Annotated in this window: 22 protein-coding genes and 1 pseudogene; 5 read left to right on the forward strand and 18 right to left on the reverse strand. The window is 70.4% G+C overall.

The window, feature by feature from the left end; genetic code table 11:
• Nucleotides 1-11: 11 nt before the first annotated feature.
• Nucleotides 12-593, reverse strand: a complete 582-nt coding sequence (locus tag ACZ7L5_RS23715) for a GNAT family N-acetyltransferase (RefSeq protein ID WP_471518627.1) — start codon at nt 591-593, stop codon at nt 12-14.
• A 67-nt stretch (nt 594-660) separates the two neighbouring features.
• Here ACZ7L5_RS23715 and ACZ7L5_RS23720 point away from each other — a divergent pair, with 67 nt between their 5' ends.
• Nucleotides 661-1635, forward strand: coding sequence for an RluA family pseudouridine synthase (locus tag ACZ7L5_RS23720; protein WP_471518628.1), 975 nt, complete (start codon nt 661-663; stop codon nt 1633-1635).
• Here ACZ7L5_RS23720 and ACZ7L5_RS23725 read toward each other — a convergent pair.
• From ACZ7L5_RS23725 to ACZ7L5_RS23750, 6 genes are all read right to left on the reverse strand, one after another.
• Complete coding sequence (locus ACZ7L5_RS23725) at nt 1629-3104, reverse strand: cytochrome P450 (protein ID WP_471518629.1); 1476 nt, start codon at nt 3102-3104, stop codon at nt 1629-1631. The two genes, ACZ7L5_RS23720 and ACZ7L5_RS23725, sit on opposite strands and share 7 nt — an antisense overlap.
• 111 nt (nt 3105-3215) lie before the next feature.
• Nucleotides 3216-3836: a GTP-binding protein gene (locus ACZ7L5_RS23730; protein WP_328882772.1), complete on the reverse strand. Its 621-nt coding sequence runs from the start codon at nt 3834-3836 to the stop codon at nt 3216-3218.
• Nucleotides 3817-4221, reverse strand: coding sequence for a DUF742 domain-containing protein (locus ACZ7L5_RS23735; RefSeq protein WP_384183963.1), 405 nt, complete (start codon nt 4219-4221; stop codon nt 3817-3819). The genes ACZ7L5_RS23730 and ACZ7L5_RS23735 overlap by 20 nt, the downstream gene beginning before the upstream one ends.
• Nucleotides 4218-4625 (reverse strand): roadblock/LC7 domain-containing protein, encoded by a 408-nt coding sequence (locus ACZ7L5_RS23740; protein ID WP_328428875.1) that lies wholly within the window; start codon nt 4623-4625, stop codon nt 4218-4220. The genes ACZ7L5_RS23735 and ACZ7L5_RS23740 overlap by 4 nt, the downstream gene beginning before the upstream one ends.
• Nucleotides 4622-6220 (reverse strand): sensor histidine kinase, encoded by a 1599-nt coding sequence (locus tag ACZ7L5_RS23745; RefSeq protein WP_471518630.1) that lies wholly within the window; start codon nt 6218-6220, stop codon nt 4622-4624. The genes ACZ7L5_RS23740 and ACZ7L5_RS23745 overlap by 4 nt, the downstream gene beginning before the upstream one ends.
• A gap of 325 nt (nt 6221-6545) precedes the next feature.
• Nucleotides 6546-7091, reverse strand: coding sequence for a TetR/AcrR family transcriptional regulator (locus ACZ7L5_RS23750; RefSeq protein WP_471518855.1), 546 nt, complete (start codon nt 7089-7091; stop codon nt 6546-6548).
• Nucleotides 7092-7168: 77 nt separating this feature from the next.
• Here ACZ7L5_RS23750 and ACZ7L5_RS23755 point away from each other — a divergent pair.
• The 4 genes and pseudogenes from ACZ7L5_RS23755 to helR form a co-directional block, all read left to right on the forward strand.
• Nucleotides 7169-7519, forward strand: a pseudogene (locus ACZ7L5_RS23755) (DUF1989 domain-containing protein); the annotation flags it as partial.
• Nucleotides 7505-8353 carry an allophanate hydrolase-related protein gene (locus ACZ7L5_RS23760; protein WP_471518857.1) on the forward strand — a complete coding sequence of 283 codons (849 nt, stop codon included), beginning with the start codon at nt 7505-7507 and terminating at the stop codon, nt 8351-8353. The pseudogene ACZ7L5_RS23755 and the gene ACZ7L5_RS23760, both read left to right, overlap by 15 nt.
• A 163-nt stretch (nt 8354-8516) precedes the next feature.
• Complete coding sequence (locus ACZ7L5_RS23765) at nt 8517-9719, forward strand: glycosyltransferase (protein WP_471518858.1); 1203 nt, start codon at nt 8517-8519, stop codon at nt 9717-9719.
• Between the two features lie 100 nt (nt 9720-9819).
• Nucleotides 9820-12006: an RNA polymerase recycling motor ATPase HelR gene (helR, locus tag ACZ7L5_RS23770; RefSeq protein ID WP_471518631.1), complete on the forward strand. Its 2187-nt coding sequence runs from the start codon at nt 9820-9822 to the stop codon at nt 12004-12006.
• Between the two features lie 93 nt (nt 12007-12099).
• Here the strand turns inward: helR and ACZ7L5_RS23775 are convergent, their stop codons facing one another.
• The 11 genes from ACZ7L5_RS23775 to ACZ7L5_RS23825 form a co-directional block, all read right to left on the reverse strand.
• Entirely contained in the window at nt 12100-14952 is a 2853-nt protein-coding gene (locus ACZ7L5_RS23775) for a DEAD/DEAH box helicase (protein ID WP_471518632.1), read from the reverse strand.
• A gap of 116 nt (nt 14953-15068) precedes the next feature.
• Complete coding sequence (gene tatC / locus ACZ7L5_RS23780) at nt 15069-16019, reverse strand: twin-arginine translocase subunit TatC (RefSeq protein WP_471518633.1); 951 nt, start codon at nt 16017-16019, stop codon at nt 15069-15071.
• A 47-nt stretch (nt 16020-16066) separates the two neighbouring features.
• On the reverse strand, nt 16067-16363 hold the full coding sequence (tatA, locus tag ACZ7L5_RS23785) for a Sec-independent protein translocase subunit TatA (RefSeq protein ID WP_471518634.1): 297 nt from the start codon (nt 16361-16363) through the stop codon (nt 16067-16069).
• Nucleotides 16364-16623: 260 nt separating this feature from the next.
• On the reverse strand, nt 16624-16818 hold the full coding sequence (locus ACZ7L5_RS23790; protein WP_362381039.1) for a hypothetical protein: 195 nt from the start codon (nt 16816-16818) through the stop codon (nt 16624-16626).
• Nucleotides 16819-16838: 20 nt separating this feature from the next.
• The gene (locus ACZ7L5_RS23795) at nt 16839-17132 is read right to left on the reverse strand and encodes a hypothetical protein (RefSeq protein WP_365062120.1); all 294 of its coding nucleotides are present in this window, start codon (nt 17130-17132) and stop codon (nt 16839-16841) included.
• A 48-nt stretch (nt 17133-17180) separates the two neighbouring features.
• Nucleotides 17181-18209, reverse strand: a complete 1029-nt coding sequence (locus ACZ7L5_RS23800) for a helix-turn-helix transcriptional regulator (RefSeq protein ID WP_471518635.1) — start codon at nt 18207-18209, stop codon at nt 17181-17183.
• 19 nt (nt 18210-18228) lie between these two features.
• Nucleotides 18229-19182, reverse strand: a complete 954-nt coding sequence (locus ACZ7L5_RS23805) for a helix-turn-helix transcriptional regulator (protein WP_328882758.1) — start codon at nt 19180-19182, stop codon at nt 18229-18231.
• A 167-nt stretch (nt 19183-19349) separates the two neighbouring features.
• Nucleotides 19350-19721 (reverse strand): FKBP-type peptidyl-prolyl cis-trans isomerase, encoded by a 372-nt coding sequence (locus tag ACZ7L5_RS23810; protein ID WP_328428862.1) that lies wholly within the window; start codon nt 19719-19721, stop codon nt 19350-19352.
• 56 nt (nt 19722-19777) lie between these two features.
• The gene (locus tag ACZ7L5_RS23815) at nt 19778-20758 is read right to left on the reverse strand and encodes an FKBP-type peptidyl-prolyl cis-trans isomerase (RefSeq protein WP_471518636.1); all 981 of its coding nucleotides are present in this window, start codon (nt 20756-20758) and stop codon (nt 19778-19780) included.
• 176 nt (nt 20759-20934) lie between these two features.
• A complete protein-coding gene (gene pafA, locus ACZ7L5_RS23820; protein ID WP_028801611.1) occupies nt 20935-22296 on the reverse strand; it encodes a Pup--protein ligase in 1362 nt (453 codons plus the stop codon).
• Between the two features lie 9 nt (nt 22297-22305).
• Nucleotides 22306-23565 carry an MFS transporter gene (locus ACZ7L5_RS23825; RefSeq protein WP_471518637.1) on the reverse strand — a complete coding sequence of 420 codons (1260 nt, stop codon included), beginning with the start codon at nt 23563-23565 and terminating at the stop codon, nt 22306-22308.
• Nucleotides 23566-23587: the final 22 nt, after the last annotated feature.

Raw genomic sequence — 23587 nt, forward strand, 5'->3', positions numbered from 1 at the left:
GGAGCGTCCGGTCAGTCGCCCTGCACGCGGGCATGCAGATGCATGTCGTGCCAGCCGTCCCTGTGCAGGGCGGAGCTGCGCTTGGTGCCCTCCAGGAGGAAGCCGGCCTTGCCGGCGACACGGCAGGACGCCTCGTTGCGGACGGCGTGCAGCAGTTCGAGGCGATGGAAGCCGATGTCGTCGAGCGCCCAGCGGGCCAGGGTGGTCGTGGCGCGTGCCGCGACGCCCCGGCCGCGCGCCTCGGCGGTGGTCCAGTACGCGACCTCGGCCGTGCCGTCGTCGAGGTGGATCTCCCGCAGGGCCACGCGCCCCAGCAGCCGGTCGCTCTCCGCGTCGACGACGGCCCACTGAGGGTCCCGCTCCTCGGTCCACGCCGTCCGCCACTCCGCTATCCAGCCGCTGACTTCGGCCACGGAGTCGGCGGCCCGCGCGTGCCACTGGTGCATCACAGGGTCCTGGAAGGCCGCGTGCACGGCGGGCGCGTCGTCGGCCCGCCATGGGCGCAGGAGCAGGCCGTCACCGGTGCGGAGTGTGGGCTGCGAGATGCGGGAGAGGGTTCCGGCGGGCAGGACGGGGCTGGTCAGGAAGGGCATGTGCGGGATCCTGCCAACCCGCGCGGGCAGGTCCAACGGGTTTTCCGGCGCCGTACGCTTGCTCGTGATGAGACGCCGTAACCCGCTCCCGCCCTCTCCCCTGCCGCAGCGCGACGGAATCGACGCGGTGCGGGTGCGCCTGCCCTTCGACGGGGCGTGGGCGACCGTACGGGAGCATCTGACGGATCGGCTCGCGGGGGCCCGGCCCGAGGTCGTGGCGGGGATGTTCGAGGCGGGGCAGGTCGTCGGGGCGGACGGTAGGGCGGTGGCGCCGGACGCGGCGTACGAGCCGGGGATGTTCGTGTGGTTCCACCGGGAGCTGCGCGCAGAGGTGCCGGTGCCGTTCGCGGTGGACGTCGTGTACCGCGACGAGCACATCGTCGTCGCGGACAAGCCGCACTTCCTCGCCACCACCCCGCGCGGCGGCCATGTCACCCAGACCACGCTGGCGCGGCTGCGCCGGGAGCTGGACATCCCGGCGCTGGGCGCCGCGCACCGGCTCGACCGGCTCACCGCCGGGCTGGTGCTGTTCACGGTGCGGCCCGAGGAGCGCGGCGCGTACCAGACGCTGTTCCGGGACAAGCTGGTGCGCAAGGAGTACGAGGCCGTGGCGCCGTACGATCCCGCGCTCGCCCTGCCCCGGACCGTGCGCAGCCGCATCCTGAAGGAGCGCGGGGTGCTCGCCGCCCAGGAGGTCGAGGGCGAGCCGAACGCCGTCACCCGGGTCGAGGCCGTCGAGCACCGGGCCGACGGGCTGGCCCGCTACCGGCTGGCGCCCGCCACCGGGCAGACGCATCAGCTACGGGTCCATATGAACGCCCTGGGCGTACCGATCCTCGGCGACCCGCTCTACCCGGAGGTGACCGCCCCCGTCCCGGCCGACGACTTCCGGCGCCCGCTCCAACTACTGGCGCGAGCCCTGGAGTTCACCGACCCGGTCACGGGGACGGAACACCGGTTCCGCAGCACGAGAACCCTCGAAGCCTGGGTCTCGTACGGCGGTTGGGCGGCAGAAGAGCCGCGTAACGGGTCGGCTCAGTAGCCTCGCCACCACATCAGGAAGCGCCGCCAGGCGCCCTCCGGGCGGACCGGTTCCGGGGTCGGTACGGGCTGTTGCGGCGCGATCGTCGCGGCTGCCGGGGCGGCGGCCGGCTGCGCCTGCGGGGTGCCCACGTGCCAGGTCGGGCGCTGGGGCGGGGCCGGGGCGCGACCGGGCCGCTGCTTGATGTCCTGCGGCGGCTTCGGAGCGAAGCGGGCCGGCATCGACACCAGGTGGGCCGAGGCGATCGACTGCCGCCACTCCAACTCGTCCTCGTCGCAGTCGAGTTCGACGTCGGGCAGACGCATCAGCAGCGCGTCGACGCCGACTTCGGCGATCGCACGGCCGATGTCCGCGCCGGGGCACTCGTGCGGTCCGCCACCGAAGGCGAGGTGGGAACGGTTGCCCATCATGTTGGCGGCCAGGTCGGGGCGTACCCGCGGGTCGACGTTGCCCGGGGCGGGCGCGAAGAGGAGCCCGTCGCCCTGGCGGATGCGCTGGCCGCCGAGCTCGGTGTCCTGCTTGGCGAAGTAGGCGAAGACGGTGCTGAACGGCGGTTCGTCCCACAGGGACTGCTCGACCGCCTGGGGAACCGTCATCTGGCCGCCGCTGAGCTGGGCGCGGAACCGCGGGTCGGTGAGGACCACGCGCAGCACGTTGGCGAGGAGGTTGGTGGTGGCCTCGTAGGCGGCGATGAGCACGACCCGCAGGTGCTGGCCGATCTCGTCGTCGGTGAGCCGTGCCGGGTGGTTGATGAGGTGGGTGGCGAAGTCCTCCTCCGGCTGGGCCCTGCGCTTTGCCGTGAGCCGCATCAGCGCGTCCATGATGTACGCGTTGCTGGCGATCGCCGTCTCGGTGCCCTTGAGCATGTCGCGGGCGGCCTCGACGATTCGGTCGTTGTACTCGTCGGGCATGCCGAGGATCTCGCACATCACGGCCATCGGCAGGTGCTCGGCGAACTGGCTGACCAGGTCGGCGCGGCCCTCCTCGCAGAACCGGTTGACGAGGCGCTGCGTGGAGCGGTTGATGTGCCGGCGCATGCCGCGGTGGTCGATGGTGGACATGGCGCCGGTGACCGCGCTGCGCAGCCGCAGGTGTTCGTCGCCCTCCGCGTGGGAGCAGATCGGCTGCCAGGCGATGTGCGGCATCAGCGGGTGGTCGGGCTTGACCCGGCCCTCCAGGAGCGGGCTCCAGATGCGGCTGTCCCGGCAGAACTGCGAGGGCGTGCGCACCATGTGCAGGTTCTCGGTGTGACCGAGGACCACCCACATCGGCACGTCGTCGTGGAGGAGCACGGGCGCCACCTCACCGTGCTGCTCGCGCAGTTGCTCGTACAGCTCGCTCAGGTCCTCCGCCTCGTGGAGCCGGTGCAGTCCGCCGGGGCCGAGTCCGAGGCCGTGGGCGGGGCAGCCGGGCGGCGGGGTGGACAGGGGGTCGTGCGTACCGGTCGTGGAATGGGATTCAGGCATCACAGGGGTCGCTCCGAAGTGGATCCGGTGTCAGGGGAGTCAGGGCGGATGCGGATGCAGGGGGTTGCAGGGGTCGCCGGATGCACGGGGGTGGGATCGATCCGGCGGACGGGTCTACCTGAGCGCGCCCGACATGGCGAGCGAGTGCAGGAAGCGCATCAGGGTCATCAGGACGTCACGGCTGGAGGCCCGGCGGCGTACGTCGCACTCGACGATGGGGATCTCCGGGTCCAGGTCCAGGGCGGCGCGAAGATCCTCGACCGGGTAACGGGGCCCGTCGGGGAAGGAGTTGACGGCGACGACGAACGGCACGCCGCGCTCCTCGAGACGCCCTATGACGTCGAAGCTGACCTCCAGCCGACGGGTGTCGATCAGCACGACCGCGCCCAGCGCGCCCTCGAACAGCCCGTTCCACAGGAACCAGAAGCGCTCCTGGCCGGGGGTGCCGAAGAGGTACAGCACGAGTTCGTCGGTGATGCTGATGCGGCCGAAGTCCATCGCCACCGTCGTGGCCGTCTTGGTGTCCGAGCCGAAGTTGTCGTCGACACCGATACCGGCCTGCGTCATGGTCTCCTCGGTCGTCAGCGGCCTGATCTCGCTGACAGAGCCGACCATCGTCGTCTTGCCGACCCCGAAGCCGCCCACGATCACGATCTTGACCGCGGCCTCGGCCGTGTGCGGCAGCTGGTCCTCGGTCCGTGGACCGGGGATGGTGTCAGAGCCTTTGAAGTCCATGCATCACCGCTTCGAGAAGGGACCGGTCGGCGACGGACTGGCGCACGAGGGGGGCGCGCGCCGTCACCAGGTCGGCCGTCAGCATGTCGGTGAGCAGGACCGTCATCGCGCTGAACGGCAGATTCAGGTAGGCCGACAGTTCGGCCACTGACAGAGGGGTCGTGCAGAGCCGGAGCAGCGCCGTCTGCTCGGGCGCGGAGGAGGGCGTTGGGACGGCGCTCGCCACGATTAAGGTGACCAGGTCGAGCTCGGCGCGCTCGGCACCGTCCTTCCCCGCCACCACGAAGAGCCGTTCCGGGTTCTTCTTCACTCCCGGCCGCGGCGGCGGTGGCGGCGGGGGCAACGGCTCCATGGGAAATCGCCGCTGGCGTTGCGGAGGCGTCATACGGTCTGCCCGTTGCGCCTCGACGGACTGGTGAGATGGGCCCCGATGCGGCTGACGAGGTCCGACATGCGGTTGCTCATCAGACCGGGCTCGGCGAACGTGTCGGAGAGCACGGCGAGATACGCGTTGGCACCGGCGGCCATCAGGTAGAAGTAGCCGCCGTTGATCTCGATGAGGACCATCTTCATCTTGCCGTCGCTGTTGGGGATCTCCGTGGCGACGGCGGTCGCCAGGCTCTGCAGACCGGCACAGGCCGCGGCGACGCGGTCGGCGGTGTCCGGGTCGCCGCCGTAGCGGGCGATGCGCAGTCCGTCGGCGGAGAGCACCACGATCATCTCGATGCCCGGTACGCCGTCGTGGAGCTCCTTGAGCATCCAGTCGAAGTTGGCGCGCTGCTGGATCACTTGAGGTCCCCCTCGTCGTCGGCCTCGGCACGGGCCGGTCGGCCCGGTTGGGTTCGCGGCTGGAGTGTGTAGGGGTCGGGCTTGTCCTTGAGTCCGTTCCAGAACGCCTCGACCCACGCACCGGGTGCGGGCTCGTCCACGGCCGGCTCCGGCTCGGGTTCCGGCTTGGCCGTCGACCAGATCGTCGGCCTGCCCTCCCGTTCGGCCTGCTCGATGGCCGCCTGCTCGGCGATCCGCTTGCTGAGCGGGGTCTTGACCCGGCTGCGGCGCTGCGGCAGCCCGTTGGCGGTCCACTCGGTGACCACGGGGACGTCGTCCTCCAAGGAGACCGTGGCCGGGATCTTCGGGCTGGTGGGCCGCCGCTTCTTGGGGGTGCGCTTGGGACCTTCGAGGGCGCCGGGGCTGAGATCGGGCGCGGCGGCGGCGCCGATGCCGTGGGCGTAGCCGGGCGCGGGGTCGGTGGTCAGCATCTCGCGCGGGATGATGAGGACCGCGCGGACCCCGCCGTACGCGGAAGTGCGCAGGGAGACCTGCATGTTGAACGCCGTGCACAGACGGCCCACGACGGCGAGACCCAGCCGCGGGGACTCGCCGAGTTCCTGGAGGTCGCTGCCCTCCTTGGCGCGCTCCAGCATGTTCTCGACCCGGGCGCGGGCCTCCTCGCTGAGGCTGACGCCCGCGTCCTCGATCTCGATCGCGATGCCGGTCTGCACCTCGGTCGCGGTGACGTGCACCTCGGTCTGCGGCGGCGAGTAGCGGGTGGCGTTGTCGAGGAGTTCGGCCGCGGCGTGGATGACCGGCTCGACGGAGATGCCGCGGACGTTGACCGCGACGATGGAGTCCAGCTTGATACGGCGGTACTCCAGGATCCGGGACATGGCGCCGCGCAGCACGCTGTAGAGCTGGACGGGGTTGGGCCACTGCCGGCCGGGGCGGCCGCCGCCGAGCACGGAGATGGAGTCGGCGAGGCGGCCGATCAGCATGGTGCCGTGGTCGATGCGCAGCAGGTCGTCGAAGACCTCGGGGTTGCGGCCGTGGTCCTCCTCCATCTCCCGGAGTTCCTCGGACTGCTGGTGCACGATCGACTGGACGCGGCGGGCGATGTTGACGAAGGACCGCTGGGCGGAGTCGCGCAGGGCTTCCTCGCGGTCGACGATGTTGAGCATCGACTTCACCAACTCCACCTGCGCCGGTGGGAGTTGCGCGTAGGAGGGGTCGATCAGGGCGAGGTCGCGAATCACCTCATGGGGTGAATGGTCGCAACGCAGACGGTAGATCGCGGCGGGCGTGATCTCCGTGGCGAGGCGCTTCATCTCCTCGTCGTGGGAGGCGATACGCCGCTCCAGGTACGCAGCGTGACGGGCGTGCTCGGCTCGCGCATCCCGCAGGGCGCGACCGCGGCGCACCGCTTCGGCCACGGCTGCCAGCACCAGCAGCATGGCCACGGCGCCGCTCACTCCGACGGCCGTCCGTGCCGGTTCAGCCACCACGGCGACGGCTGCTCCGGTCGCCGCGGCCATCACTATCGCCGGGAGCAACAGTGCGCGCATGTACGGGAGTTCACGGCGTCTGGACGGGGATTGAACGCTCACCATGTGGGCCCTCTGAAACGAATCGGGTGGGTGTAGGGGGAGCTTGCAGTGGGGTACGTCATGGGTATGTCGGAATCTTCTGCATGTTTGGGAACAAGCGCACGATTACACCTCAACTCGGTGCGCTGCGGGCGAGCTTAGTCCGACCGGATCATCGCCGTGTCATATTCAGCAAGCACCTGAAACGGCGCGCGCGGCGGTAGTACCCTCAAGCCCATTTATACGCTCGGATTACATTCGTACACGGTGCGTCACGGCGTACGGGTGTACGAAGAATACTCACCGTGACGGGTGAAGATCGGGTTCCGGTCGCCGGTCGGCGGCTGGTTCAGATCCCGGCGATGCACAGCGCCGCATCGGCCGTGGCCTCGGCGAACACCGATACCGGGCGCTCCGGATCGGACCGGTGGACGAGGATGACGCCCTCGATCAGACCGAACAGCAGATCCGTACGCAGCTCCAGCTCGCTCTTGGCGAGTGCGCCGCCGGCGGCCGTGGCGGCGAGCAACTGGCGGTAGACGTCCTTGAGTTCGGCGCGCACGGCGTGGAAGCCGGCGAACCGCTCGGCGCGCGCCTCGGGCAGCAGGTAGAGCCCGCCGAGGTTGTGCGGTCCGCCGCACAGCAGCTCCACGTCCGTGCGGCACAGCTCCCACAGCCGGTCCTCGGCCGGGGCCGAGTCGTCGGCGAGAAGCTCGCGGGCGTACGCGAGCGAGGGCGTGACCGTGGATTCCAGGAGCTCGGCGAGGAGCTCCTCCTTGCCGGAGACGTAGTGGTACATCGACGCCTGTCGCATGCCCGCCCGCTCGGCGACGGCACGGGTGGTGGTGGCGGCGTAGCCACGGGTGGTGAACAACTCCGCGGCGGCTGCGAGCAGTTCGTCGCGTGGCGGGAGGCCACCGTCCGGCCGCTGCGCCGCCCGCGGCCTGCCGACCCGGCGACCGACCGGTTTACGTCGGCCGCCACGACACGGTCGGCGGCGCCTGCTCCAAGGAGTCGAACACGCTGCGGTACGGCCACCACACCTGGTCGCAGCGCGCCTGTGTGGACAACTTCCTCGCCGAGGGCGCCCAGCACGGCCTCGGCAAGCGCGACCTCGTCTCCAACATCAACCGGTACATGAACGTGCCGGTCGAGAAGGACGGCACCCTCGGCATCGTCGACGGCATCTCGGCACCCGGGCTGTACCTGACCCTGCGCGCCGAGCGCGACGTCCTGGTCCTGGTCTCCAACTGCCCCCAGATCAACAACCCCTGCAACGGATTCGAGCCGACGTCCGTGCACGCCGCGATGCTCTACGAGGGCGCCTTCGTCGCCGAGCGCTACACGGCGGTGAGGAACTTTGTCGACAAGGCGATTGCCGAAGGCGACACGGCCCTCGATCCCACCGTCGCCGGCATCATCACCCGCGCCCGCGACGTCCCGGCCGACCGGCTCTTCGCCGACCAGGACCGGCTCGCCGCCCTGCGCACCGGCGCCGAGGCCGAACTCGCCGACGCCGACACCCTGTTGCTCCCCACCGCACCGGGCCACCCGACCCTCGCCGAGGAGGCCGCCGACCCGCTCGGCGCCAACGCCCGGCTGGGCCGCTTCACCAACTCCACGAACCTGTTCGACCTGGCGGCGGTCGCCGTCCCGGCCGGTGAGGTGAACGGCCTGCCCTTCGGCGTGATGCTGCTCGGCCCCGCGTTCACGGACGACCGGCTGGCCCGGGTCGCCGGCCTGCTCCGGCCGGAAGTCCGCCTCGCGGTGGTCGGGGCGCACCTCACGGGCCAGCCCCTCAACTCGCAGGTGCTCGCCCTCGGCGCCCGTTTCGACCGTACGATCGCCACGGCCCCCGTCTACCGGCTGCACGCGCTGCCCACGTCCCCGCCCAAGCCGGGCCTGGTTCATGTCGGTCACGGCGTCGGCCCCGGCGAGGGCGGGGCGGCGATCGAGGCGGAGGTGTGGCGGCTCCCGGCGGAGGGGCTCGGCCGGCTCCTCGCCGACCTGCCCAGGCCGATGGCCCTGGGGCGCGTGCAACTGGCGGACGGCAGCCACGTCCCGGGGTTCCTGTGCGAGCCTGGTGCCTTGGCGGGCGCCGAGGACATCACGTCGAACGGCGGCTGGCGGTCCTATCTCAGGGGAGACCGCACCTGAGAACACGAACGACGCCTGAAAACACGAAGGGCAAGGAGGTCACGCTCTCCTTGCCACTATTAACTTATAACGCATTGGGGGGCTTGCGGCAAGGCCCCCCTCTTGCCGCAGAATCTCCGGCCTAAGGCCAAGACCTGCGGAAACGGGGAGTCACGTAGTGCGTGTGTTGTTGTCGACCTATGGGTCGCGCGGAGATGTCGAACCGCTCGCGGCACTCACGGTGCCCCTGCGGGAACTCGGCGCCGAGGTGCGGGTGTGTGCGCCGCCGGACGAGGACTTCGCGCGGCGGTTGGCCGAGGTCGGGGTGGCGATGGTGCCGGTCGGACCGTCGGCCCGGGAGCTGACGCAAGCGGTGCCGCCGCCGTCGATGCCCGAGCGGGCGGCCCAGGTGATCGCCGCCCAGTTCGAGGCGGTCGCCGAGGCGGCCGAGGGCTGCGATCTGCTGGTGGCGACCGGCATGATGCCGGCCGCGGCGGGCGCGCGGTCGGTGGCCGAGAAGCTGGGCATCCGCTCCGTGTCCGTGATCTTCCAGCAGCTCACCCTGCCGTCGCCGCACCGCCGGCCGCTGGCGTACCGGGGCCGCCCGTTCCCGCCGGAGGTGACCGACAACCGGGCGCTGTGGGACCTGGACGCCCAAAGCATCAACGAGCTGTTCGGTGAGGCGCTCAACACGAACCGGGCGTCGAACGGTCTGCCGCCGGTGGCCGACGTCCGCGACCACGTCTTCGGCGACAGCCCGTGGGTGGCGACGGACCCGGTCCTGGATCCGTTGCACGAGATGCCGGGCCTCGACGTCGTCCAGACCGGTGCGTGGGTCCTGCCCGACGTCCGTCCGCTCCCGGCCGAGCTGGAGGCGTTCCTGGACGCCGGCACCGCGCCGGTGTACGTGGGATTCGGCAGCATGCCCATGCATGCCGCGGCGGACGCCGCCCAGGTGGCCATCGACGCGGTTCGCGCGCAGGGCCGCCGCGTCCTCGTCTCCCGTGGCTGGGCCGACCTCGCCCTGATCGACGACCAGGACGACTGCTTCGCCGTGGGCGAGGCCAACCATCAGGCGCTCTTCGGCCGGGTGGCCGCCGTCATGCACCACGGTGGCGCGGGTACGACGGCCACGGCCGCCCGGGCCGGCACGCCCCAGGTCGTGGTGCCCCAGCTGGCCGACCAGCCGTACTGGGCCGGCCGCGTGGCGGACCTGGGCATCGGCACCGCACACGACGGTCCGACGCCGACCTTGGAGTCCCTGTCGGCCGCGCTCGAAGCGGCCCTCGCCCCCGAGACCCGCGCCCGCGCAGCCGCCGTCGCGGCGACGATCCGCACCGACGGGGCGGACGTGGCAGCGAAGCTGCTGCTCGACATGGCCGGCTGACACTGGCCGCCCGCGTCCGCGTGAAGCACGCGTGTTCTTCCCAGGCGCCGCCTTTCGCCGCGCGATGGTCGCCATCGACCGCACATTCGGAGCAACTGCCATGACATATCTGACCACCAGCGCGTTCGATCTTCCCGACCGTCTCTCCCTCAAGGCCGACCCGAAGCTGATCGCGGCCGACGAGCAGCACTTCGCGGCCATCGCGCGATGCCTCGAAGAGACGATCGCCGAGCTGACCGGCCGCCTCGACGCCGCCCGCAGGGCACCCGGCGGCATGGGCCGGGATGCCATGGACCGGGACACGGAGATCCACCGGCTCACCGCCCGCCTGCGCACCCTGCACCGCTTCGGCCTGGATCTGTGCCTCGGGCACATGGTCGGCGCGGACGACTCCGAGCCCGTGTACGTGGGGCGGCTCGGCCTGACCGACAGCACCGGCCGGCGGCTGCTGCTCGACTGGCGCTCCCCCGCGGCCGAACCGTTCTTCGGAGCCACCCACGGCGACCCGATGGGCCTGGCGAGCCGCCGCCGGTACCGCTGGACCCGCGGCCGGATCAGCGACTACTGGGACGAGGTGTTCACCCCGGACGGGTTCGCCGGTCACCATGCCTCGCTCGACGACCAGTCCGCCTTCATCGCCAGCCTCGGCAGCGACCGATCGCCACGGATGCGGGACGTGCTCGGCACCATCCAGGCCGACCAGGACGCCATCATCCGTGCGGGGTCGCGCGGCGCCCTCGTCGTCGACGGCGGCCCGGGCACCGGGAAGACCGTCGTCGCCCTGCACCGCTCCGCCTACCTCCTGTACTCGGACCCCCGGCTCGGTCACCGCCGGGGCGGCGTGCTGTTCGTCGGTCCGCACCGGCCGTACCTGGACTACGTCGCCGACGTCCTCCCCAGCCTCGGAGAGGAGGGCGTGCAGACCTGCATCCTGCGCGACCTCGTCGCCGAGGGAGCCGAGGCAACCGTCGAGGCCGATCCGGAGGTGGCCCGTCTGAAGTCGTCCGCGGAGCTGGTGAAGGCGCTCGAGAAGGCCGTCAGGTTCTACGAGGAGCCGCCCACGAAGGGCATGACGGTCACGACCCACTGGTCCGACATCTGGCTGAGTGCCACCGACTGGGCCGTGGCCTTCGAGGCGGCTGAACCCGGCACTCCGCACAACGACGCGCGCAACCAGGTCTGGGAGGAACTGCTCACCATCCTGGTGGACAAGCACCAGGGCGACGCCTCCGGTGACGACGCACACGTCTCGCCCGACCTGGTCCGCAGGTCGCTGAGGCAGAACAGGGAACTGCACACGGCCTTCAACCGCGCCTGGCCCCTGCTCGAAGCGGCCGACCTCGTCTCCGACCTGTGGTCGGTCCCCGCCTACCTGCGGTTGTGTGCTCCCTGGCTCAGCCGCGACGAGGTGCAGAAGCTGCAGCGCGCGGACCCCCAGGCCTGGACGGCGTCCGACCTGCCCTTCCTGGACGCGGCACGGCAGCGGCTCGGCGACCCGGAGGCGTCGCGGCGCAAGCGGCGGCACGACGCCGTCATCGCCGCCCAGCGGGAGCGCATGACCCAGGTCGTCGACAACCTGATCGAGGCCGTGGCCAACTCCGGTGCCGACGGCGACGACGGCATCGGCCTGGTGACGATGCTGCGCGGCGAGGACGCCCAGGTCAGCCTCGTCGACGAGTCCGAGGTCTCCACTGCCGACCCGGACCTGCTCGCCGGCCCGTTCGCACACGTCGTCGTGGACGAGGCCCAGGAACTCACCGACGCGGAGTGGCAGATGCTGCTGCTGCGCTGCCCGTCCCGAAGCTTCACCATCGTGGGCGACCGCGCCCAGGCCAGGCACGGCTTCACGGAGTCGTGGCAGGAACGTCTGAAGCGGATCGGCCTCGACCGGATCGACCTGGCCTCCCTGAGCCTCAACTACCGGACACCGGAAGAGATCATGACGGAGGCCGAGCCCGTCATCCGAGCCGCGCTCCCGGACGCGAACGTGCCGACCTCCATCCGCAGCGGCGGTACCCCGGTCGTGCACGGCTCGGCTTCGGACCTGGACTCGATCCTCGACACCTGGCTCGCCGCCCACAGCGAGGGCACCGCCTGTGTCATCGGGGCCCCCGCATTCCAGCCGACGGACCGTGTCCGCTCACTGCCCCCGGAGTTGTCGAAGGGACTGGAGTTCGACTTGGTCGTCCTCGTCGACCCGGAGAGCTTCGGCGAGGGGATCGAGGGAGCGGTGGACCGTTATGTGGCGATGACGCGGGCGACCCAGCAACTGGTCATCCTGCGCTGAGTGCATGCCCCACGGGCTCGGGGCCGCATCTGTGCGGCCCCGCCGCGTGGGCGCGACCGGCCACAGCCCGCCCGCACCCGCCCGACGAACGTGTCACCCCACCGACGAGTAGGCGACAACCCCCCGCAGCAGCCCATCCACAGCCTTGCGCGCGCTCTTGGCCACAGTGGAGCCCTCCGCAGGAGACGCCGCCGCGATCTGCCCCAGCACGTCGATCACCTGCTTGCACCACCGCACAAAGTCCCCCGCCGGCATCTCCGCCTCACGCAGCACCTCGTCCAGTCCCTTACCGCTGGCCCACATGTAGGCGGCCCAGGCAAAGCCGAGATCGGGCTCACGCTGCCCGACGCCCTCGGACTGCGTGATCCGGAAGTCCTCCTCCAGGGCGTCCAGCCGCCCCCAGATCCGGACCATCTCACCGAGCGCGGCCTTGGCCTTGCCCGACGGCAGCTTCGGGGCCATGGCGTCGTCCGCGGCCCTCGACTCGAACACCAACGCCGAGACGCAGGCGGCCAGTTCGGCCGGACTGAGCCCTTCCCACACCCGCTCGCGGACGCACTCGCTGGCCAGCAGGTCCAGTTCGCCGTACAGCCGCGCGAGCCGCTTGCCGTGCTCGGTGACCTCGTCGCCGCGCAGATAGTCCATCTCGGTCAGCAGCGCGACGATACGGTCGAAGGTCCGGGCGATGGTGTTCGTACGGCCTTCGATACGGCGCTCCAGCTGCGAGGTGTCCCGCAGCAGCCGGTGGTAGCGCTCGGCCCAACGGGCGTGGTCCTCACGGTCGTTGCAACCGTGGCAGGGGTGCGCGCGCAGGGCCTTGCGCAGCCGCTCGATCTCGCGGTCGTCGGCCGCCTGGGAACGCCGCTTGCGCTGCCGCTCGGGCGCAATGTGCCCGGCCTTGGTGCGCAGCGCGGAGGCGAGGTCCCGACGGGACTGCGGGGAACGCGGGTTGAAGGACTTCGGGATCCGCATCCGCTCCAACGCCTCGACCGGCACCGGGAAGTCCATCGAGGCGAGCCGCTTGACCTGCCGTTCGGCGGTCAGGACCAGCGGGCGCGGGCCGTCGTGGTGCTCGAAGCCGCGGTGACCGTTGGACCGCCCGGCCGGCAGCCCGGGGTCCAGCACCAGCGCGAGACCGGCGTACTTGCCCGTCGGCACATGGATGACGTCGCCCGGCTTGAGTTTCTCCAGGGCGACGGCGGCCTCCGCGCGGCGCTCCGCCGCACCCTGCTTGGCCAACTCGTTCTCGCGGTCCTTCAGTTCGCGGCGCAGGCGCGCGTACTCCTCGAAGTCCCCGAGATGGCAGGTCATGGAGTCCTTGTAGCCCTCCAGCCCCTCCTCGTTGCGCTGCACCTGCCGGGAGATCCCGACGACCGACTTATCGGCCTGGAACTGCGCGAAGGACGTCTCCAGCAGCTCGCGCGAGCGGTGCCGCCCGAACTGCTCGACGAGGTTGACCGCCATGTTGTACGACGGCTTGAAGCTGGACCGCAGCGGATAGGTGCGGGTGCCCGCCAGCCCCGCCAGGTGGTCGGGGCTCATGCCGCGCTGCCACAGCACGACGGCGTGACCCTCGACATCGATGCCGCGCCGGCCCGCACGGCCGGTGAGCTGCGTGTACTCACCGGGCGTGATGTCGGCGTGCTGCTCGCCGTTCCACTTGACGAGCTTCTCCAACACCACCGACCGGGCAGGCATGTTGATGCCCAGCGCCAGGGTCTCCGTGGCGAACACGGCCTTCACCAGCCCGCGCACGAACAGTTCCTCGACGACCTCCTTGAAGGTCGGCAGCATGCCGGCGTGGTGAGCGGCTATGCCGCGCTCCAGGCCTTCCAGCCATTCGTAGTAGCCGAGGACGTGCAGATCCTCGGTCGGGATGGCGGCGGTGCGCTCCTCGACCAGGGCGCGCACCCTGTCCCGCGCCTCCTCGTCGTTCAGCCGCAGTCCCGCGTGCAGGCACTGCTGGACGGCGGCCTCGCAGGCGGCGCGGCTGAAGATGAAGGTGATGGCGGGCAGCAGCCCCTCGGCGTCGAGGCGTTCGATGACCTCCGGGCGGCCCGGCGTCCACACCCGGGACCGTTGTCGGCGCTCCCGCTCCCGGTCGGCCTCGCGCATGGCGCGACCGCGCCTGCGGTCCTGGTACGAGGGTCTGGTCGCCTCCATGCGGGCCAGCCGCGTGAGGTCGGGGTTGACGGCCTTCTTGTGGCCCTCGCCCTCCTCGAACAGGTCGTACATCCGCCGCCCGGCGAGCACGTGTTGGAACAGCGGCACGGGCCGGTGCTCGGAGACGATCACCTCGGTGTCGCCGCGGACGGTGTCGAGCCAGTCGCCGAACTCCTCGGCGTTGGACACGGTCGCCGACAGCGAGACCAGCGTGACCGACTCGGGGAGGTGAATGATCACTTCCTCCCATACGGCACCGCGGAAGCGGTCGGAGAGGTAGTGCACCTCGTCCATGACCACATGGCCGAGGCCGAGGAGGGTCTGCGACCCGGCGTACAGCATGTTCCGCAGCACCTCGGTCGTCATCACGACCACCGGTGCCTCGGAGTTGATGCTGTTGTCGCCGGTGAGCAGACCGACCATGCCGTCGCCATAGCGGCGGCACAGGTCGGCGTACTTCTGGTTCGACAGCGCCTTGATGGGCGTGGTGTAGAAGCACTTTCTGCCCTGCAACAGGGCGAGGTGGACGGCGAACTCGCCCACGATCGTCTTGCCCGAGCCGGTGGGCGCGGCCACCAGCACGCCCTTCCCCGCTTCGAGCGCCTGGCACGCCTCGATCTGGAAGGGGTCGAGGCCGAAGTCGTACATCTCGCGGAATGAGGCGAGCGCCGTGGCCTGCTCGGCAGCACGCTGACGCGCTGCCGCGTACCGCTCGGCCGGTGAGAGGTCCTCTGTCATCGTGCTTTCGAGCGTACCGGGCGCCACTGACAACAGGACGATCATTATCCGGATCGCCCCCGGACAAACCCGCGATCCGTGCAGCTCACGGCTGCAAAGCGGAAGCGGCCGGGCACGCCCTGTAGGCGCCCGGCCGCACTGTTCCCGAAATTCCGCCTCGGTCAGGTCACGTCGTCGTAGCCGTTGACCCGCTCGGTGGTGGCCTGCTCGGGCAGGGCCCGGCTCGCGGACACGGTCTCGACCTCGCCGATGCTCTCGGGGGTCAGATCGAGGTCGGACGCCTCGTCGTCGGCGGGGCCCATGGCCTCTCGGCGGCGCCTGCGGCGGTCGTTGAGCAGGGAGACGAAGACGGCGCCGAAGTACAGGATCCAGATCGGTCCGGCGAGGGCCATCATCGTCAACGGGTCGGTGCTCGGGGTCGCGATCGCCGCGAACACCGTGATGCCCATGATCATGCCGCGCCACCAGCCGAGCATGCGCTTGCCGGTGATGGCGCCGGTGAAGTTGAGCATCACCAGCAGCAGGGGCAGCTCGAAGGAGAGACCGAAGACGATCACCATGCGCGTGACGAGGTCGAGCAGATCGTCCAGCGGCAGCAGGTTGTCGACGCCGAACGGCGTGAACTCGATCAGGACGGTGGCGGTCTTGGGCAGCACCTTGTAGGCGAAGAAGGCGCCGGCGAGGAAGAGCGGGAAGCCCGTGGCGACGAACGCGTAGGCGTACTTCCGCTCGTGCTTGTGGAGGCCGGGGGCGACGAAGCCCCACAGCTGGTACAACCAGACCGGTGCGGCCAGCACGACGCCGGCCATCAGGGACACCTTCAGGGCCAGCGTGAACGGCGCGAGCAGACCGTTGATCGTGATCTGCGCGCACGGGTTCTGTTCACGCGACGTCTTGGCCAGTTCCTCGAACGACTTCGGGCAGCCGACCGACTCGAGGACCGGCTTGGTGAAGAAGTTGATGATGTCCTGATAGAAGAAGGCAGCGACGATCGTGATGACGACGATCGCGAGCAGCGCTTTCGCGAGCCGGTTGCGGAGCTCACGGAGGTGCTCCGCGAGGGGCATCCGCCCCTCGGGATCCTTCTCCTCTTTGCGGGCAGACTTCAGCAACCCACGTTCCCATCTCGTGCGGCGGGCCGGAGGTCACCGGCCCTGCGTCAGCGCTTGGTCGTGTCCGTGGGCTCGTTGACCGGGCGCGAGCTGGTCACGTCGCCGGGAGATGCCTGGATCACGCGCTGAGCCGGGGGCTGCTGGTCGTCGCCGGCGTTGTTCGGCGGGTCGGCCGGGGCGGCGGACTTGCTGCCGTCGTCCTTCATCGCCTTCGCCTCGCTCTTCAGGATGCGCGCGGACTTGCCGAGCGAGCGCGCCATGTCCGGAAGCTTCTTCGCGCCGAACAGCAGGATGATGACGACGAGGATGAGAATGATCTCGGGGGCTCCGAGCCTTCCGAACATAAGTCTTTACCTTCTCACCGAGGCTACTGGGGTGGGGTGCTGTCCGATCGGTCGGACATGTGTCCGAACGATCGCGTTGACAGCGATCGTAACGCTCAGGGGTAAACGTCAGGCAATCCCCGTGCGTACTCCCTGTCCGCGGACCGGGCCTCGTTCTCCGGGCCGCGACCAGCAGCGTACCTGTCCGGGACGTCAAGTTGACAGGGCGAAGTGGCCCAAAACGCATGCGGGGAGGGACTCACACCCAATCCTTGGCGGCGCTAGAGCGTGTCCACAGCCCGGGCAGCGCTCATGCTCGCCCGCTCCAGGTCCTCTGCCGCCCTGCTGATGCGCCGCGCGGAGTCCGTCACCTGCCGGCCGAGGCGCTGTGCCTCCAGAAAGACCCGCACGGCGAGCACACCGAGAACGGTGAGACCCAGGAAACCCACAGCTACCGCGAACATCGGCCAGAACATGACGCCGAGCCTAGACCGTCCTACAGCGTGGAGTGCAGCCGCAGGGTGCTGACCCCGCCGCCGGTCAGCAGCTCGATGATCCGCTCCCCGGCGGGCTTGCGAACGGACGCGCCGCACTCGGGGCAGGTGAACGAGTAGAACGTCGTACGGCTGCTGGCGCCGATGGCGAGGCGCAGCGCGCTCGCGGCGAGCTCGAAGCGGCCCCGGCAGTCCGGGCAGCCCGCCTTGAACTTCACCGGGGTCACGCTTCTCATCCCGGCGAACGCGGACGCCACCGTCATTCCCACCGCACCGGACGTCGCCGAGTCACTCAAAGCCCTTGCTCCCCTTCTCCGTGGTCGCTCGTCTTCGGGGGCGCTGTCCTACTGTCCGTCGTGAACCCGGTGCGCCCCGTGCTCGCCCCGCACCTCGACCCCGTCGTACACCGCCAGCGCCTCGCGGGCCGCGTGCCGGGCGCTGTCGGCCAGCGCGGCCGGTGAGACGATCCGGCCGTCGCGCCCGAGCCGCAGTGCGAGGCGCCGCAGCGACGTGGGGTCGGGGGTGCGCAGAGTGATACGCAGCCCGCCGTCGGCAAGCTCATCGGCGCTGTCATGCGGGTAGTACTCGGCGACCCAGCGCCCGCCCGGGCCGACCTCGATCACGACCTCCGGGTCCTCGGCGGCGGGCTGCACGAGGCCCTCGGACAGGTCCCGAAGCTCGATCTCGGGCGGCGCGGACGGCTCGTCCAGGATCCTGATCTCGGCGACCCGGTCGAGCCGGAAGGTGCGGCGCGCCTCGGAGCGGCGGCACCAGGCCTCGACGTAGGTGTGGCCGACGCTGACCAGGCGGATCGGGTCGATCTCGCGCTCGGTGACCTCGTCGCGGGCCGGTGAGTAGTAGCGGATCCACAGGCGGCGGCGCTCGGAGATCGCACGGTCCACGTCGGCGAAGACGCCGCCCTCGGACTCGAAGGTCACCGACAGCCGCGAGCTGGCGCCGGCCGCCTCCCCGGCCGCGGCCTCCACCTTGGCGGTCGCCCGCAGCAGCGCCTGACGGTCGCTCTCCCGCAGGCCGGGCAGCGTGGACACGGCACGGGCCGCCACCAGCAGCGCGGTCGCCTCGTCGGCGGCGAGCCGCAGCGGCTCGGCCGCTTCTGCCGCCAGGGCGGCGGGGTTGTGCCACCAGATGCGCTCGCCGTCGGTGTCGATGTCGAGCAGGTCACCGCCACGGAAGCTGGTGCCGCACATGGGCAGCACGTCGAGGTCCGAGACCAGCTCGTCCTCGGAGATACCGAAGGCGCGCGCGACGTCCTCGATGCGGGCGCCGGGGCGCTCCCTGAGATAGGTCACCAACGAGAGCATCCGCCGGGTCTGGTCGATGGCGTTGACGGGCCTGACCGGTTTGCCTGCCACTGTGTCGCTCCGCTCCCCCTCAGCCCTTGGCCACGGCACGCAGCCGGTCCACCACGTCGGCCCGCAGCTCCGCGGGCTCCAGGACCACCACGTCCGGTCCGAACTCCACCAGCCAGGCATCCAGTCCGTGGCCGTACGGAATCTCCAACTCGTCCCAGCCGTCCCCGAGTTCCCTGACCGAGGTGGCCTTCGCCCGAAGGGGGTACCCGGCGTCCGTGCGCAGCCGGATCCGCGCGGAGCGGTCGGCGGTCTCCCCCGCCCAGCTCATGACGGTCTCCCGGACGGTGACGACGTCGGGGACCGGCGCGGTGAACCGCGAGCCGCGCGAGCGCACCTTGCCCGTGATGCGGGACAGCCGGAAGACGCGCTCGGCGCCACGGTCCCGGTCCCAGCCGGCCAGGTACCAGTGGCCGCGCCAGCACTCCAGCGCCCACGGTTCGACATGCCGGGGTTCGGGGCGGGCGGCGGTGGCCTTGCGGTAGTCGAAAACGACCGGGCGGCGGTCGCGGCACGCCAGCATCAGCGGCTCGAATGCGGCCTCGTGCACCGGAATACGGGGCTCCAGGGCGCCGTGCGCCTCGTAGGGATCGACATCCTCCGGCAGCCCGGCCGCGCGCAGCTTCTGCAGAGCGCCGCTGGCCGCACCCGCGAGCCGGACCTGCTGCCACACCTTGGCGGCCAGGCCCAGGGCGGCGGCCTCCTCGGCGTCGAGGGTGATGGGCGGCAGACGGTTGCTGTCGCGGCGGGCGAGATAGCCGACCTCGCCGTCGAGGTTCTCCACGGTCTCGATGACCAGGCCGAGCTCGCGCAGATCGTCCTTGTCGCGCTCGAACATTCGGTTGAAGGAGTCGTCGGAGCCGGCTTCGAGGTATGCCTCGATGGACTCACGCAGCTCGCGCTTGCTCAGCGGCCGCCGCGTCCCGAGCAGACACAGCGCCAGGTTCATGAGCCGCTCGGCCTTGGCAATGGCCATCGACGCCCTTCGCCTCCCTATGGTGCTTACGACCGATGAACCTACCGCCACACGGTGGCCCGGCAAAAGCCGAGGGCCCATGCCCGGACAGGCATGGGCCCCAGGTAGTCGGGTCCGGTCGCGCGCCGATCAGACGCGACGAGCCGTACGCCGGTCGGACGCGACGATCAGACGCCGAGCAGGTCGACGACGAAGATCAGGGTCTCGCCGGGCTGGATCGCCGGGGTCGGGCTCTGGTTGCCGTAGGCGAGGTGGGCCGGGATGGTCAGCTGGCGACGGCCGCCGACCTTCATGCCCTGCACGCCCTGGTCCCAGCCCTTGATGACGCGGCCGCCACCCAGCGGGAAGCGGAACGGCGCGCCGCGGTTCCAGCTGGCGTCGAACTCCTCGCCCGTGCTGAAGGCGACACCCACGTAGTGCACGGTGACGGTCTGACCCGCCTGCGCGACGGGGCCGTCGCCCTCCCAGATGTCCTTGATCTCGAGGTCCGCCGGGGGCTCGCCGCCCGGGAAGTCGATCTCGGGCTTGTCGATGCTCACTTCATCACTCCTTGTTGCGTGACCTGGGTCGCGAAACGACCTCAAGGACACCTCGGTCAGACGACGTCGAGGATATCCACCACGAAGACCAGTGTGTTCTTGGACAGCTCGCTGTTGGGGCTGGAGCCGTAGCCGAGGGAGGGCGGGATCACCAGCAGCACCCGGTCGCCCACGTTCTTGCCGACGAGGCCCTTGTCCCAGCCTGGCACGACGGAGCCGGTGCCGATCTGGAAGGCGGTCGCGCCGCCGTGGTCCCAGGAGGAGTCGAACTTCTTGCCGTCCTCCCACTTGACCCCGGTGTACTGGGCGACGAGCCCCTGGCCGGCCTCGACCTTCTTGCCGTCGCCCTTGATCAGCACCTGCTCCTTGAGGTCCTTGGGGGCCTTGGTGTTCTTGGGGATGGTGATGGTCGCCGCCTTCTGCGAGGGGGCCTTCACCTCCGGCATTCCCGCCTCGGTGGCCGCCTGCTCGCCCTTGGCCTCGCCCTTGGCGTCGACGGTGCCGGCACCGGCCACGTCGACCACCCAGATCAGTACGTCCTTCTGCTTGATGCCGGAGGACGGGTTCAGCGACTCGCCGATCAGATCACCCGCGGTGCCCTGCACGAGGACCCGGCTGCCCGGCTTCTTCCCCTTGACCGCGTCGAGGACCTTCGCGGGCAGCTGCTGGCTCGGCTTGCCGATCTGTTCGACGGACTGCCTGCGCGGGGTGCTCTCACCCGTCGACGTGGCCGCCCAGGTGCCGCCCAGTTCCTGGTCCTCGCCCCACTTCTCGACGGTCCAGTCCAGGCGGACGAAGTCGGACGCCTTGATCGCGGTGCCGCTGCCCTCCGAAACCGTCTCGACCACGGTCTTCCCGGACGGGTCGCCCTCCTTGGGTACGGAGATCTTGGGCTTCTCCCCGACCTTGCCGTCGACCTGGGCGACCCCTGCCGTCTCTCCCCCGTTGCTGTCGTCGTCCGATCCGCACGCGGCGGTGAACAACAGGGCGGGAACGGCCAGCAGCGCCGCGACGCGGCGTTTCGTGTTGTAGTTCATCAGTCCCACTGGGCTCGGGGGTGGCGGGCAATGGCCGCCACTCTACGACGAACATGCGCTCGGCACCGGTCGTCACCCGACACGCCGACGAGGAGAACGCCCGGTGCCCGGAGGTGTCACCACCTCCGGGCACCGGGCGTTCTGTACGGGACGCAGCCGAGGCGGCCGCGGCCCGCTCACATGCCGGCGATCAGTTTCTCCACCCGGTCGTCCACCGAACGGAACGGGTCCTTGCACAGCACCGTGCGCTGCGCCTGGTCGTTGAGCTTGAGGTGGACCCAGTCGACCGTGAAGTCACGGCGCTGTTCCTGGGCCCTGCGGATGAAGTCGCCGCGCAGCCGGGCCCGAGTGGTCTGCGGCGGCACGGACTTGCCTTCGAAGATCTTCAAGTCGTTGCAGATACGGGCTGCTTGACCCTTCTTCTCCAGGAGGTAGTAGAGGCCACGACGGCGGTGGATGTCGTGGTAGGCGAGGTCTATCTGCGCGACCCGCGGATGCGACATGGTCATGTTGTGCTTGGCCCGGTACCGCTCGATGAGCTTGTACTTCATGACCCAGTCGATCTCGGTACCGATCCGGTCGAGGTCCTCGGCCTCGATCGCGTCCAGCGTGCGGCCCCACAGCTCCAGGACCTGCTCGACCGTGCCCGTACGAATGCCGCGGCGCTCGCAGAAGTCCACGGCCTTCTCGTAGTACTCGCGCTGCACCTCGAGCGCCGATGCCTCCCGGCCGCTGGCCAGGCGCACCTTGCGCCGCCCGGTGATGTCGTGGCTGACCTCGCGGATCGCCCGGATCGGGTTCTCCAGGGTCAGGTCGCGCATCACCGTGCCCGCCTCGATCATGCGCAGCACCAGGTCGGTCGCGCCGACCTTGAGCAGCATGGTCGTCTCGGACATGTTCGAGTCGCCCACGATGACATGCAGGCGCCGGTAGCGCTCGGCGTCCGCGTGCGGCTCGTCGCGGGTGTTGATGATGGGCCGGGAGCGGGTCGTCGCCGAGGAGACGCCCTCCCAGATGTGCTCGGCCCGCTGACTGACGCAGTACACGGCGCCTCGCGGGGTCTGCAGCACCTTGCCGGCGCCGCACAGAAGCTGCCTGGTGACCAGGAACGGGATCAGAATGTCCGCGAGCCGGGAGAACTCCCCATGCCGTGCGACGAGATAGTTCTCGTGGCAGCCATAGGAGTTGCCCGCCGAGTCGGTGTTGTTCTTGAAGAGGTAGACGTCGCCCGCGATTCCCTCCTCGTGCAGGCGTCGTTCCGCGTCTACCAGGAGTCCTTCCAGAATGCGTTCGCCGGCCTTGTCGTGGGTGACCAGTTCGGTCACGTTGTCACATTCGGGTGTCGCGTATTCCGGATGTGAGCCCACGTCGAGATAGAGGCGGGCGCCGTTTCGCAGAAAGACATTGCTGCTACGGCCCCATGACACGACACGGCGGAAGAGGTACCGCGCCACCTCGTCAGGCGACAGGCGGCGCTGTCCCCTGAACGTGCACGTGACGCCGTACTCGTTCTCCAGCCCGAAAATGCGGCGGTCCATGACTGAACATTACGCCCGATCCCCTGAGCTGAAACGGGGTTCGACAGCACGGTTTGGATCATTTTCCGATGAAGCCGCAACGACCGCACCCCTGGCAGGAGCTGCGAGGACCCGCCCCGTGGCCAACAGGACCAGCCAGGACACGGCCCCCGCGGCCCCCGGCACGGCAAACCCCCACAGCGCCCCGCCCGCCTCGACGACCGGCCCCGCCAGGCCCGTTCCCACCGACGCACCCACGGTGAACGTCGTCACAAGCCAGGAGAACGCCTCGGTGACCGTCCCGCGCGGGGCGTGCCGGTCCACGAGCACGAACGCACAGGCGATGCACGGCGCGAGGAACACCCCCGCGAGCACGGCCAGCAGGGTCATCGGGGCGACACCCGGCATCAGCGTGAGCGGCAGGTAACACACCGCCAGAAGCGCGACCAGCCAACGCAGTCGCCGGGCCGGCTCACCGGCCCACTGCCGCGCCCCGTACACCATGCCCCCGATGAGCGCACCCAGGCCCAGGCCCGCCATCAGCCAGCCGTACACCACATCCCCGCCGTGGTCGTCCGCGTACGACACGGCCGCGACCGCGATGGACCCCATCGCCACGCCGACGAACAGAAAGGCGGCCAGGAGCGCCAGCAGCCCGGCCGAGCGCAGCGCACCCAGCCAGTGCGCCTCACGCGGCGCCGAACGCCACGCGCGCGAGGGCTGCGACACGACCACCGACAGGGCGCCCAGCACCCCGATCACGTTGAGGATCAGCAGCGCCGCCTGCGCCGACCACAGCGAGGCGCACAGCGTGAGCAGCAAGGGTCCGATGGTGAACATGACTTCCTGCGCCACCGCGTCCATCGCGTACGCCGTGTGCACCTGGCCCTCCTTGTGGAGGACGGACGACCACAGCGCCCGCAGACCGCCCTCCAAGGGCGGCGTGAACAGTCCGGAGGCGGCCACGGCCGCATACGCGAGAGGCAGCGGGCTGATGCCCACGAAGGCGAACACGCCCATCGCGAGCGCCGACGCGACGGCGGCGGGCAGCTGCACCCGCGGCTGCCCGCACAGGTCCACCAGCCGCCCCAGCAGCGGCTGGCCCACGGCATTGGCGACCCCGTACACGGCCGCCAGACCACCGGCCATGCTGTACGAGCCGCCCTCCGCGCGCACGAACAGCACGATGGCGAGTGCGGCCACGGCGTTCGGCAGCCGGCCTATGAGCGTGCCGACGAGCAGCCGGGCGGCATGCCTCGCCCTGAGGACCTCCAGGTATGCGCCCGTCATCAGCAGCGCCGCCCCTCCGGAT

Source organism: Streptomyces sp. NPDC107528, from assembly GCF_055639295.1.